Below are 13964 nucleotides of genomic sequence, written 5' to 3'. Positions count from 1 at the left end.
ATTACTCTAAAAACTCTTTAAGCTTGCGGCTTCTATTAGGATGTCTAAGCTTACGCAAAGCTTTTGCTTCTATCTGCCTGATTCTTTCTCGCGTTACATTAAATTCTTTTCCAACCTCTTCAAGCGTTCTTGGAGTTCCATCCTCCAAACCAAAGCGCAGCTTAATTACTTCTCTTTCTCTGTCGTTTAAGGTTGATAAGGCCTCTGACAGCTCCTGCTTTAGCATAGTAAAGGCCGCTGAATCGGATGGTGATAAAGCGTTATCATCTTCAATAAAATCTCCCAAATGGCTATCCTCTTCCTCACCAATTGGCGTTTCCAATGAAACAGGATCTCTCGAAATTTTAAGTACCTCTTCTACCTTTGAAACAGGTATATCCATTCTTTGAGCTATTTCCTCACTAGATGGCTCTCGTCCTAGCTCTTGCATCAAAACTCTTGAAGTTCTAAGTGTTTTATTTATTGTTTCAACCATATGAACAGGCACTCGGATTGTTTTTGCAAAATCAGCTATACCACGAGTAATTGCCTGCCTAATCCACCAAGTAGCATAGGTACTAAATTTATATCCCTTTTGATAATCAAATTTATCCACTGCTTTCATAAGACCAATATTCCCTTCCTGAATTAAATCAAGAAAAGAAAGACCTCTTCCAACATATTTTTTAGCAATACTAACTACTAATCTTAAATTTGATTCAATGAGTTTTTTCTTTGACTCTTCATCACCTTCGCTCATTTTCTTTGCAAGCGTTATCTCATCTTCAACCGATAGTAAAGATATATTTCCAATTTCCTTTAAGTACATTCTGACTGGATCCTCTGTACTTACACCGTCTAAAACATCCACATCATCAATTATTTCTACTTCTTCTTCTTCCTCTGAAAGAAGAAATGAATCTTCATCCCCTTCTTCTTCCTCTGAAACTCTCGTCGTAACAACATCTACATTTTGTCTTTCAAAATACTCTAACACCCAGTCAAGCTTTTCTGGAGTCAGTTCCGTACCCTCAAATGCATCATTAATTTCTTCAAGCTCCAATGTATTATTATTTGCTTTTGCAGTTTTTAATAACTTTTCCATAATTTTTGTAAATTTTACTACTGCTTCATCCATCTATTTCACCCTTTTATTCCATATAATTTCGACTCTTTTTGACAAACGACAACATTATAGCATACTTTTTTGCCGTTGAATACTTAATCTTAGAAAAAAAACTATTTTGTGAAGTATTAACAATAAAAAAACTCCTGAATTATTTTTTCTTATGACTATTTATCTGCTAAAGGTAATAATTAAAAGCTCCAAACTCATCACATCATTTATTCTTCCTGTCTTAACCGACTCTTCTGAATCAGCACAAGAATTTAAAGCATTTGTTAACCAATCAACTGTAAATTTTGAAGACTGCGCTACATATTTATTCACAACAAAGCTTGGTAATCCTATTTTCTTTGCAATATCATTTGGATGAAAACCTAAGCGTTTTAAATCCTTTACTTGTAAAAGCAGATTAAATTGTCTTGTAATTAGGAATAGTATTCTCATTGGAGGTTCCTTTAATGCCAATAAGTCATAATATAGTTCTAAAGCATTTTTTTGCTTTTTTTCTGCTACAGCATTTACCATATCAAATATATTATTGGCAACTAATGTTGTACCTATTTCATTTACATCGTCTATTGTTATACTTTCTCTACTTCCAACATAGCATATCAGCTTTTCAATCTCCTGTTGGATATGTCCCATATCGGTTCCTGTCTTTGATAAAAACAACTGCATCGCATTTTGGGTAATTTTCTTACCATCCTTATTAAAAAGCCCTAATATCCATCTTGTTAAGCTACTTTCATCCTGCGTTGTAAGCTCTACTACCCGTCCTTTTTCTTTTACTCTTTTAAACAGTTTCCCCCTTTTATCCACTTCATTTTCCACAAAGACAAAGCAAGTACTATCAGAAGGATTGTCCAAATAGCTTGCAAGCTCATCACACTTTTCTTTAAAAAATCCACTGTTTTCTATTATGATGACTCTTCGATTGGCAAAAAACGGCATTGTTTCAGCTAAATCTATTATTTCATTTGGATTAATACCTTTCCCTTCATAGTAGCTGCAATTCATTGAGTCATCCAAAGAAAGCATTGATGATTTTAACTTATTTTTATATAATCGCTTTAAATATGATTCTTCACCATAAAGCAAATACATATTCTTAAATTTATTATTTTTCAAATCTTCATTGAGATTTCTCATACAATACCTCCGGCGGCATTTATTTATATGTATATAATAACCCACTCTTCTACATTTTAATTCAGTTTTTGACTTTTTGTCAACTATTAGGCAAGTAAATTACTTCCATATGAGTTATTATTAATATAAATGAAATTAAAATAATATTTATACCATAGTGTAAATTTTATTCTAATGTACTTAGTAACAAAAACGTTTCATAACCTTTACTGTGTATTCATAGTTCGTTCATAGATTTTACATATTCATTATTTATACTTTTAACCATAGTAATAAAACTTTTTCATATTCATAGCCAATTAAATTGGCTAAATTCTCCCTTTTATTATAGTAATAGAAAACGCAAACCGCTGGATACCCACCAGCGGTATTTGTTTTTTTTAATGTAATTATCCAACTTTCTTATTTAATAGTTTAATCTTTCTAATAAGTTTTTGCAATAACAAAAAAAACCTATTAATTCTGTTGAAATTTCATCATTTTTTTATCTTTTTGTTTATTTTTGCTATATAATAAAATTAATTACTCATTTTTTTAACTTTTTTATTATATTTTTTTAATTTTTTATTTACTTTTTCATTTTTTTATTTTATAATTTGATTAAGTTTCAAATAATTCAGCATAACATTGGAGGGGAATTATATGAATGATAATGAACAGATTGAAAAATTAGAATCGGAAATTCGAGATCTTGAGCACGAATGCGAAATGTGGCGCAAAACTTCAAACCAATTGACCGAAACATTGAATAAACTTATAAGAACATTTATACTTAAAACAGATAAAGCCTAATTAATTGGCTTTATCTGTTTTGTTTTAACTAAGTAAAATAAAATACTTTACTAGAATGATTTGATAAACAGTTTACTACAAGAGACTCTGAGCATGATAGTTATTGGACATCTGATGAATTAAAAATCAAACAAGGATAACTGATTTGATTCTGGTAAATCCCCCATCAAACCCAAATCATCCATCAAATCAATTACTGTCTTACTTACCTTAGTCCTTTGGCGAAAATCGTCTTTTGATAAAAACTTACCATTTTTTGCAGCTTCTACTACGGCATCTGCTGCTTTATCACCTAAACCATCAATTGTGCTTAAGGCTGGCATAAGCTTTCCATCCACAACTTCAAATCGATGTGCTTTCGCACTATATATATCGATTGGTTTAAACTCAAACCCCCTGGCATACATCTCTTGTACAATTCTCATATCCTTTAGCGTATCTTGCTCTTTCTTAGACAGAGTATCTGCTCTTTTTTTATAGTCGTTTAAATAGTACTCCAATTTATCCACTCCCTGGCACATCAGCTCATAGGTAAAACCAGATGCACGTATGCTAAAATAGGCTGCATAATAAGCCAATGGATAAAACACTTTAAAATAGGCAATTCTCCAAGCCATCATGACATAAGCTGCTGCATGTGCCTTTGGAAACATATATTTTATTTTTTCACATGACCAAATATACCACTCTGGAACATCATTTTCTATCATTACCTTTTTCCATTCTTCTTTTAAGCCTTTGCCTTTTCTTACACTTTCCATAATAGTAAAGGAAAGCTCACTTTCTACCCCTTTATTAATGAGATAAGTCATAATATCATCTCGTGTGCATATCGCAGTCGAAATAGTTGCTTTTCCCTCTTGAATTAAAGTCTGAGCATTCCCAAGCCAAACATCTGTTCCATGAGAAAGCCCTGAAATTCGTACTAAGTCAGAGAAAGACTTTGGTTTTGTATCAATAAGCATCTGAATAACAAAATCAGTTCCAAACTCTGGTATGCCTAGCGCCCCAAGTGGGCAGCCTCCAATATCCTCTGGCGTTATATTTAATGCCTTTGTACTACTAAACAAAGACATTACTTCTTTGTTATCCAGAGGAATTGTGATGGCGTTTAAACCGGTAATGTCCTCAAGCATACGAATCATGGTTGGATCATCGTGTCCTAGAATGTCAAGTTTTAATAGATTATGATCAATCGAATGATAATCAAAATGTGTGGTTATCGTATCAGTTGTCATATCATTTGCAGGTCTTTGTACCGGGGTAAACGAATAGATTTCTTCCCCATGAGGCAAAACGATAATACCTCCGGGATGCTGACCTGTCGTTCTTCGAATCCCCACGCAGCCTCCCACTATTCTAGAAATTTCACAGTTTCTTTTATGTATACCCCGCTCCTCATAATAATTTTTAACATATCCAAATGCAGTCTTATCAGCAAGCGTTCCAATCGTACCCGCCCGAAACGTCTGTCCTTTTCCAAATATTACCTCTGTATACCTGTGAGCATTGCTTTGATAATCTCCAGAGAAGTTTAAATCAATATCAGGTTCTTTATTTCCCTTAAAACCTAGGAACGTTTCAAACGGTATATCAAAGCCTTCTTTTTTAAGAGGCTCGTTGCAAACCGGACAAAGCTTATCCGGCATATCACACCCTGCCCCACCTGAAAAGGACTTTACTTCATCCGAATCAAAGTCACTATAATGACATTTGGAGCAATAGTAATGTGGTCTAAGCGGATTTACCTCAGTAATACCTGACATAGTAGCAACAAAGGAAGACCCAACAGACCCTCTTGATCCTACCAGATACCCATCATCATTGGATTTCCAAACAAGTTTCTGTGCAATAATATACATAACAGCAAATCCATTTGAAATAATAGAATTAAGTTCCCTTTCTAATCTTTCCGTAACAACCTCCGGAAGCTTCTCTCCGTATATCTCATGAGCCTTAGCATAGCAAATTTCTCTAAGTGTCTGATCCGAATTTTCAATAACGGGTGGGCATTTATCCGGTCTTACTGGTGATATTTTATCTATCATATCTGCTATTTTATTTGTATTGGTTATGACTACCTCCTCAGCCTTTTTACTTCCTAAATATTCAAATTCCTTTAACATTTCTTCTGTCGTCCTATAATAAAGTGGAGCTTGCTCATCTGAATCTTTAAAGCCTTTTCCTGCCATAATAATTCTACGATACACTTCATCTTCGGGATCAAGAAAATGTACATCACAGGTTGCCACAACGGGCTTTTTAAACTGCTCACCCAGCTGTACGATTTTTTTATTAATTGCAATTAAATCTTGATTAGATGTAATTTGTGAATATTTCTCATCCCTTAACATAAATTGGTTATTTCCAAGAGGTTGTATCTCTAAATAATCATAAAAATTTACCAACCTCGAAATTTCCTCTTCTGGCTCACCATTTAGCACTGCCTTATATAATTCACCTGCTTCACATGCAGAGCCGATAATGAGGCCTTCTCGGTGCTTTAAATACTCACTTTTTGGTATCCGTGGTCTTCTGCTATAATAGTTAATGTGAGAATAGGATATCAGTTTATATAAATTAATTCTGCCAACATCATTTTTAGCCAAAATAATTGCATGATATGTTGGAAGCTTCTTTATAGCATCAACCGTCATCCCACCTGTTTTATTTACAGCTGAAAGATCATAAATATCTCGTTCCTTGAGCATCTCAATAAATTTTATATATATTTCTGCCGTGCAGCCTGCATCATCTATGGCTCTATGATGATTTTCTAATGAAACTCCAAGTGTCTTAGCCACGCTATCTAGTTTATACCTGTTTAAGCTTGGTAAAAGAAGCCTTGCCATTGCGACCGTATCAATTACCGTATAATCACATTCTAAGCCCAATTTGGCGCAATTAGCCTTAATAAAGCCCATGTCAAAGCCAGCATTATGTGCAACCATAACTGAACCATTACAAAATTCCATAAACTTTGGCAAAATTTCTTCAATTTTAGGTTCATTAATTACCATATTATCATTGATCCCAGTTAGCTTTTCAATTTCAAACGGAATTGGTACTGTTGGATTCACGAATGCGCTAAATCGATCAACAATTTCTCCAGCTATAATTTTAACTGCCCCTATTTCTATAATTTTGTTCTTAATCGGACTAAAACCTGTTGTTTCAAGGTCAAATACAACGTGTGTTTCATCCAGACTTTGTCCCTTTACATTTTCAATAATGTCTTTTAAATCATCTACTAAATAAGCTTCTACTCCGTAAATTATTTTAAAGTCTTCTCCTTTATCTACTGCATGATTTGCATCCGTAAAAGCCTGAACCACTCCATGATCTGTAATCGCGACAGCTTTATGTCCCCATTTCTTGGCTCGCTTAATAATATCTTTCACATCGGACACACCATCCATATCACTCATCTTCGTATGACAGTGCAATTCAACTCTTTTTTCTGGATTGGTATCCATTCTGCCCGTTGTAAAATCTGGTATTTTTTTCATACCTGCTATTGATGCTATTGTGAGTTCACTATCAAATCGATCAACTGTTGTTACTCCCTTGATTTTTAAGAAAACACCTTCTTTTAATTCTGCTAATATTTCTTCCAATTGTTCATTTTTAACAAACATTTTCACTGTTATTGTATCGGTAAAATCTGTTATATTAAAAATAATAATTGTTTTTTCATTTCTAATTTCACGCTTATCTAAAAATATTACTTTTCCCTTTATTGCTACTTCGCCAATTTCACCAACTATGCTATCGATACTGATTTCTTCCTCTTCGAAATCTCGTCCATAAATTACATCCGGATTATCGGACTTTTTATATTGTCCATAACCATTTTTATTATAGTTTTTCTTATCTGTAAAGGTCTTTTTCTCTCTTTGTTTTTGATCTGATTTCTGAATTTTTTTGTCTTCTTCTCTTTCCTCTTTGCGCTCATTGCTATCATACGTTTCTATCCCCTCATTATTGTTTGTCTGGACAATAGATGACTGACTGACAATAAGTGCAATTTCCTGCTCAATCTTTTTTTCACTCATCTTTCGAGCCTTACTTACTTTTGGCTCTTCATATTCAACATTGACTATAATTTTAAATCCACATCTATCGTTAAATATTTTATCCAAAATTCGCACCAATTCATCTGCCTTGCTAATTGAAACCACAGAATTTTCAAGCTTTAGCTTTAATAATTTCTCCTCCTCAAATTCATAGTTAGCCATAAGGAAAAGATTATATTCAAGCATACTATATTCTTTTAATTCTTCTAAAATACTTTCCCGATATGCTTTCATAAGTTTAGAAGGCGTGTATTGTTCTGACAGTTGAAAAGATTCTATTATCTTAATCGTAATAGCAGTATTGGGAAATAACTGCTTTTTTATTTCCTCTTCAATGGAATAGATATCTCTCTTTTCTATCAATCTTGTACTATTTAAGTAAATTCGAATAAAATCTCTCTTACTATTAGAAGAAATCTTAGTTATTTCCACTTCCTCCAATAAACTTTGCAAATTACTATTCAATTTTAGATTTTGAAATGCATCAAAAAACAGTTTACTCATTTACTGTTCACTCCAATTAAGTAATTCTTCCCTTAATGTACTTAACAATTCTTCTTCGGGTACCTTTCTCACGATTTCGCCATGCTTAATCAGCAGCCCTTCGCCAATTCCGCCAGCAATACCGATATCGGCTTCTTTTGCTTCACCAGGACCATTCACAACGCATCCCATTACCGCAACTTTGATGTCAAGTGGTATGTCAGCTACCATATTTTCCACCTCATTGGCAAGCCTTATTAAATCTATTTTTGTTCTTCCACAGGTCGGGCAAGATACTACTTCTATTCCTCCCTTACGAATACCTAAGGTTTTTAATATTAATTTAGCTGTTTTTATCTCCTCTAAAGGATCTCCTGTCAAAGAAACTCTTATCGTATCTCCGATTCCCTGATGTAGAATAATTCCAAGACCTACAGAAGACTTAATATTTCCTGATGATATTGTTCCTGCTTCTGTAATTCCTACATGCAGAGGATAATTTGTTTCTTGGGAAATTAATTCATGAGCTTTGACACACATTAAAACGTCAGAAGATTTTATACTGATTACAAGATTATCGTAACCTAAGTCTTCAATTAATTTCACTTTATTTAATGCACTTTCCACAATTCCTTGTGCTGTAACACCATTGTATTTTTCCAATAGATTTTTTTCTAAAGAGCCGCTGTTTACACCTATTCTAATGGGTATATTTCTTTCCTTTGCTGTATCCACTACTGCTTTTACCCTATCTATACTTCCGATATTTCCCGGATTGATACGAATCTTATCCGCTCCGTTTTCAATTGCAGCAATTGCCAGCCTATAGTCAAAATGTATATCTGCCACAAGAGGTATTGTAATCTCGCTTTTAATCGCTTTTAAAGCCTGCGCTGCTTTCATATCCGGAACTGCGCAGCGTATAATATCGCATCCCGCTGCTGCAAGTACTTTAATTTGCTTCACTGTAGCCTGTACATCCTCTGTTTTTGTATTTGTCATAGATTGTATTAATACTGTGTTTCCACCACCGATCACCCGGTTACCGATTTGAATTACTTTTGTATGATCTCTGTACATAAATTTTCCTTTCCTGCGCTTTTGTAAACCATGAGAAACGGTTATTTTTAATTACTTCTTTAAAGTTCTAAGTTCACATTGGTATCATCCTTGCGTAAAGTAAAAAGTTCGCAATGCGAACTTTTTATTTTAAAACAAACGTCTTATATCATTAAACATGATAAATACCATAAGTGCCATAAGAAGCATTAGTCCAACAAAATGTACCATTCCTTCTTTTTCCTTATCTATTGCCTTTCCTCTGATTGCTTCAATTACTAAAAATACCAGTCTTCCACCATCTAAAGCCGGCAATGGAAGTAAATTCATGACACCTAAATTGGCACTCAACAAAATGGATATATTTAGCATATTAAGCCATACATAAAATGCACCGTCACTTTTACTTTCTTCGTAAGTTTTACCTATATTATCAACAATTCCAACCGGTCCTTGCACATCATCTGCGGTTACTTTCCCTTTAAAAATCATACCAATGCTCTTTACTGTTGTAACTATCCAGTATTTTACTTCATAGGCACTGTATTTTATCGTGGTAATCGCATTGCCTTTCACTCTCGTACCTGAACCCTGAAAGCCATACAAATAACTTCCTGATTCTTCATAAAGCTTCGGTTCTAAAATTACACTGTACTGCTGTCCATCTCTTTCATAAACAATATTTGCTGTTTCACCCTGATTAAACTGTGTAAATACCAAAATTTCACGATACAAATGAATCTTCTCATTATTAATTTTAATAATTTTATCCCCAGATTGTAATCCTGCTTCCTGAGCTGGATAACCATCCATTACCTGATAAATGACCGGAGCGTCATAGCCTATACTACCAACAATAAATAATGAAAGGATAAAGGCCAGAATAAAATTAAAAATAGGTCCCGCTACAACTACTGATATTCTAGCCCAAACCGACTTTTTCCCAAAGGAACGCTCATCATCACTTGATTCATCCTCCCCAAGCATCATGCAAGAACCACCAAATGGAAAAAGCTTAAGTGAATATCTGGTTTCTCCTTTTACAAAACTAATTAACCTTGGTCCCATTCCAACAGAGAACTCGGTGACATAAATACCATTTTTCTTTGCCAAAAGAAAGTGTCCCAATTCATGTATAATTACAATTAAACTAAATATCAACAATGCCAAAATAATCTTCAAACTACCACCTGCTTTCAATCAGTTCATGTACTGATTTCTCTATTTCTATTATTTGCTCAATATTTGGATTATCTACTAATTTATGTTTATTCATGCACTGTTCAATAATACGAACAATGTCTAAATATGCTATTTCGCGATTTAAAAACTTACTGACTGCTTTTTCATTTGCAGCATTCAATACAGTTGGCATGGAACCTCCCGTTTTACCTGCTGAATAAGCCAATTTAAGTCCCTTAAACGTATCCATATCGGGACTTTCAAAGGTGATACTTGCTAATTTAGCAAAGTCTACTCTTTCACCATGCATATTACGTCTTTCAGGATAAAGCAATGCATATAATATGGGGAGCTTCATATCTGGCATCCCAAGCTGAGCAATAATGCTTCCATCCACAAATTCAACCATAGAATGAATGATGCTTTGCGGCTGAATTACCACCTGAATCTCATCCACACTTACATCAAACAGCCACTTTGCTTCAATGACCTCTAAACCCTTATTTACCATAGTAGAAGAATCAATCGTAATCTTCTTACCCATCGACCAATTCGGATGCTTCAATGCATCTTCCAAGCTTACCTTTGCAAGGTCATCGAGCTTCATACCTCTGAATGGACCTCCTGACGCTGTCAATAATATTTTATTAATTTGCTTTGGGTTTTCACCATTTAGAGCTTGAAAAATTGCACTATGCTCACTATCAACGGGAAGTATTTTTACTCCCTTTTCTATTGCCAGAGGCATAATAATATGCCCTGCCGTAACTAATGTCTCTTTATTGGCAAGCGCAATATCCTTTCCTGCTTCTATCGCAGCAATAGTAGGTCTAATTCCTATCATACCCACTATTGCTGTAACTACAATATTAATTTGGTCTAAGGTAACAATTTTAATTAGTCCGTCCATTCCACTAACTACTCTCGTATTAGTATCCTTAACTAAAACAGTAAGCTCTTTCGCTTTTTGCTCATCCCAAACAGCCGCATAAGCTGGCTTAAATTCTCTGATTTGTTTTTCAAGTTGTTCTATATTAGTGCCTGCAGCAAGTGCGGCAACACTTAAATCCTTATTCTCTCTCACAACATCCAGTGTTTGCGTCCCAATAGAACCCGTGGAACCTAAAATTGCTATTTGTTTCATACTTCCCTCCATTCATAGGACTTTACTAATAAATCGTTATTTAACTATTTACTTCGTCCATTCTCTATTATAATATAGAAGTCGCTAAAAAGTAAATAACAGGAGCTGTAAATATTACACTATCAAATCGATCTAATATTCCACCATGGCCTGGTATTAATCGACCATAATCCTTAATATCATGATTTCTCTTAATTGCTGAAGCTGCCAAGTCTCCTATCTGCGAAATCATCGCACCAATTGAGCATATAACTGCATAGCCTGCTATCACATCATGCTTACTTATTAAATAATTATTAATTATACTTGCATAGATAACACCTATAACCGCTGCTCCTAAAACTCCGCCCACTGCTCCTTCAATTGACTTTTTGGGACTTAATCTGGGTGCCATCTTATGCTTACCAAAAAGCATTCCAACACAATACGCACAGGTATCACACCCCCAAGAGCAAATAAAGATTAACCATACTATGTATGCTCCATCTTGTAATATTCTTGTCTGGTATATATATGATAACATAATTGCAACATAGAACAGTCCAAAAAAAGTTGTCATAATCTGTTCTACTCTATATTTGGGAAACGAAAAAACATATGCTGTCATTAAAAATATTAAAAATCCCATTATAAGTTGCATCAAATGTATCTTTAATTCAAATCTAAGCAGAAAATAGTAACAAATAGCAGCTATATATCCAATAAAACCTATTAAATTATTATTAATCTTAACCACCTTATAAATCTCTGATAATCCGATCAACGAGATAATTAAAGTGGTGGCAAATAATATATCTCCCCCTTGAATCAATGTAAATAAAGCAAGTATTACTAAAATGATGCCACTTAATAATCTTGTCTTAAACATAAGTTATTCTCCCTTCACGCCTCCATAACGTCTGTCTCTACTATTATATTGTTCAATCGCCTTGACCAATTCTTCCTTATTAAAATCCGGCCATAATACATCTGTAATATAAAATTCAGCATAGGCCAACTGCCATAATAAAAAATTGGATAGTCTTAGTTCTCCGCTGGTTCTAATTAACAAATCCGGATCCGGAATATCCTTCGTATCTAAATATGCAGAAAACATTTCTTCATCTATATCTATCATAATTTTATTTTCTTCTTTATCTTTCAGCATCTCTTTTATTGCTCTTAAAATTTCATCTCTTGAACCATAATTGATGGCAACTTGAAAATTCAATCCATCATTATCTTTTGAAGATTCTTCTAATTTTTCTATACTTTTTTGTAAATCACTGGCTAATTTTGTTTTATCACCTATTATTCTAACTTTCATATTATTTTTTGCAGCAGTTTTCGTACATGTTTTCATATAATTTCTAAGAAGCGACATTAATGCATCTACTTCACTTTTAGGTCTATTCCAGTTCTCAGTAGAAAACGCATATACAGTTAAGTATTTAACTCCTAGCTTATATGCATCTTCACATATTCTTTCTACTGTTTTTGCACCCTGTGTATGTCCATAATTTCTTGGCATCCCCTTTTTAGCAGCCCATCTCCCATTACCATCCAAAATGATAGCAATATGTTGCGGAATATTCATATAGAACTCCTTTCAGTTCACTCAACCTAAGTTTTATTTATCTATCGAAAAAAAAGAAGGTCCTTAATCTGGTCATTGCACAACCAACAAGAGACCTTCCATATAGCAAATTTGTAAATTACACCGTAAGTATTTCTTTTGACTTAGATTCTACCGCTTTATCAATATCTGTTATATACTTATCCGTTAATTTTTGTGTATCATCTTCTAATTGTTTTATTTCATCCTCAGAGATATCATTTGATTTACCAAGCTTTTTAAACGCATCATTTGCATCTCTTCTGATATTTCGAATAGCCACCTTAGCTGCTTCACCTTTTTTCTTAACGTCTTTTACTAATTGTTTTCTTCTATCCTCTGTTAATTCTGGAAATACCAAACGAATTGTTTTTCCATCATTGGTAGGATTTAAACCTAAATCTGAAGTTAAAATTGACTTTTCAATTTCCTTTAGCATACTGCTTTCCCATGGTTGTATTTGAATCATTCTTGCTTCAGGAACATTCACATTCGCTACCTGCTGAATCGCAGTAGGACTTCCATAATAATCTACTCTTAATTTATCTAAAATATGTGGATTAGCACGCCCCGCTCTAATTGCAGTAAATTCACCCAATAAGCTATCAAATGACTTTTCCATTTTAGTGCTATATTGATTTAACCTTTCATCCATAATAATTCCTCCTTTATACAGTTACTTTTGTTCCGTTAAACTTTCCTTTTACAGTATTTATAATACTGTTCTCCTCACCAAGTCCAAATACCAGCATAGGCATTTTGTTCTCCATGCACATAATTGAAGCTGTCATATCAACCACAGCTAACTTTTTCTCAATCACTTCATCGATTAACACTTCATCATACTTTTTTGCATTAGGATTTGTCTTTGGATCACTATCGTATACTCCATCAATTGCTTTTGCAAGCAAAATAACATCTGCCTCTATTTCAATGGCTCTTAATACTGTAGAAGTATCTGTAGAAAAATAAGGGTGACCTAATCCACCAGCAAAGAATACCACAATATTCTTATTGAAATATTTCATGGCTCTATCTTTTGAATATAGCTTTGTAAACGTACTGCACTCAAACGGAGTCAAAATTTGTGTAAGCATTCCTTCTGTTCGAAATATCTCTGATACATAAATACAGTTCATCACTGTAGCTAACATACCAATTTGATCCGCTTTTGTTCTGTCAATATTCTCGCTGGTTCTTCCTCTCCAGAAATTGCCACCTCCAATTACAATACCAACTTGAATGCCCTCATCTACAAGCTCTCTCACTTGCTTAGCAACCTTGATTACAGTTGCTTCATCAAAAGCAGTTTTTTTGTTTCCTGCTAAAGCTTCCCCACTTAGTTTTAATAAAACTCTTTTCATCTTGCACCTCAAATTG

Annotated in this window: 11 protein-coding genes; 1 reads left to right on the top strand and 10 read right to left on the bottom strand. The window is 34.0% G+C overall.

Annotation, left to right across the window (positions count from 1 at the left end; genetic code table 11):
* Position 1: 1 nt before the first annotated feature.
* Together rpoD and holA are read right to left on the bottom strand one after the other, a co-directional pair.
* Entirely contained in the window at positions 2-1117 is a 1116-nt protein-coding gene (gene rpoD, locus C8E03_RS05980) for an RNA polymerase sigma factor RpoD (protein WP_094379611.1), read from the bottom strand.
* Positions 1118-1276: 159 nt separating this feature from the next.
* A complete protein-coding gene (gene holA, locus C8E03_RS05975) occupies positions 1277-2254 on the bottom strand; it encodes a DNA polymerase III subunit delta (RefSeq protein WP_094379613.1) in 978 nt (325 codons plus the stop codon).
* A 642-nt stretch (positions 2255-2896) separates the two neighbouring features.
* On the opposite strand from holA, the gene C8E03_RS21890 reads away from it, so the two are divergent.
* Positions 2897-3046, top strand: coding sequence for a hypothetical protein (locus tag C8E03_RS21890; protein WP_170122911.1), 150 nt, complete (start codon positions 2897-2899; stop codon positions 3044-3046).
* Between the two features lie 119 nt (positions 3047-3165).
* Here the strand turns inward: C8E03_RS21890 and C8E03_RS05970 are convergent, their stop codons facing one another.
* The 8 genes from C8E03_RS05970 to pyrH all read right to left on the bottom strand — a co-directional run bounded on the left by C8E03_RS05970 (position 3166) and on the right by pyrH (position 13948).
* A complete protein-coding gene (locus C8E03_RS05970) occupies positions 3166-7626 on the bottom strand; it encodes a PolC-type DNA polymerase III (RefSeq protein ID WP_094379615.1) in 4461 nt (1486 codons plus the stop codon).
* Positions 7627-8685 carry a flavodoxin-dependent (E)-4-hydroxy-3-methylbut-2-enyl-diphosphate synthase gene (gene ispG, locus C8E03_RS05965; protein WP_094379617.1) on the bottom strand — a complete coding sequence of 353 codons (1059 nt, stop codon included), beginning with the start codon at positions 8683-8685 and terminating at the stop codon, positions 7627-7629.
* Between the two features lie 129 nt (positions 8686-8814).
* On the bottom strand, positions 8815-9846 hold the full coding sequence (gene rseP, locus C8E03_RS05960; RefSeq protein WP_094379618.1) for an RIP metalloprotease RseP: 1032 nt from the start codon (positions 9844-9846) through the stop codon (positions 8815-8817).
* A 1-nt stretch (position 9847) separates the two neighbouring features.
* Positions 9848-10990 carry a 1-deoxy-D-xylulose-5-phosphate reductoisomerase gene (dxr, locus tag C8E03_RS05955; protein ID WP_110290546.1) on the bottom strand — a complete coding sequence of 381 codons (1143 nt, stop codon included), beginning with the start codon at positions 10988-10990 and terminating at the stop codon, positions 9848-9850.
* Positions 10991-11057: 67 nt separating this feature from the next.
* A complete protein-coding gene (locus tag C8E03_RS05950; RefSeq protein ID WP_094379622.1) occupies positions 11058-11858 on the bottom strand; it encodes a phosphatidate cytidylyltransferase in 801 nt (266 codons plus the stop codon).
* Positions 11859-11861: 3 nt separating this feature from the next.
* Positions 11862-12566, bottom strand: coding sequence for an isoprenyl transferase (locus C8E03_RS05945; protein WP_094379624.1), 705 nt, complete (start codon positions 12564-12566; stop codon positions 11862-11864).
* Positions 12567-12684: 118 nt separating this feature from the next.
* Positions 12685-13239 carry a ribosome recycling factor gene (gene frr / locus C8E03_RS05940; protein ID WP_094379626.1) on the bottom strand — a complete coding sequence of 185 codons (555 nt, stop codon included), beginning with the start codon at positions 13237-13239 and terminating at the stop codon, positions 12685-12687.
* Positions 13240-13252: 13 nt separating this feature from the next.
* On the bottom strand, positions 13253-13948 hold the full coding sequence (pyrH, locus tag C8E03_RS05935) for a UMP kinase (protein ID WP_094379627.1): 696 nt from the start codon (positions 13946-13948) through the stop codon (positions 13253-13255).
* Positions 13949-13964 lie beyond the last annotated feature (16 nt).

Origin of the sequence: Lachnotalea glycerini (assembly GCF_003201285.1) — a bacterium.
GTDB lineage: Bacteria > Bacillota > Clostridia > Lachnospirales > Lachnospiraceae > Lachnotalea > Lachnotalea glycerini.
Note: the sequence above shows the minus strand (reverse complement) of the source record. Positions and strands in the feature narration are given on the sequence as shown.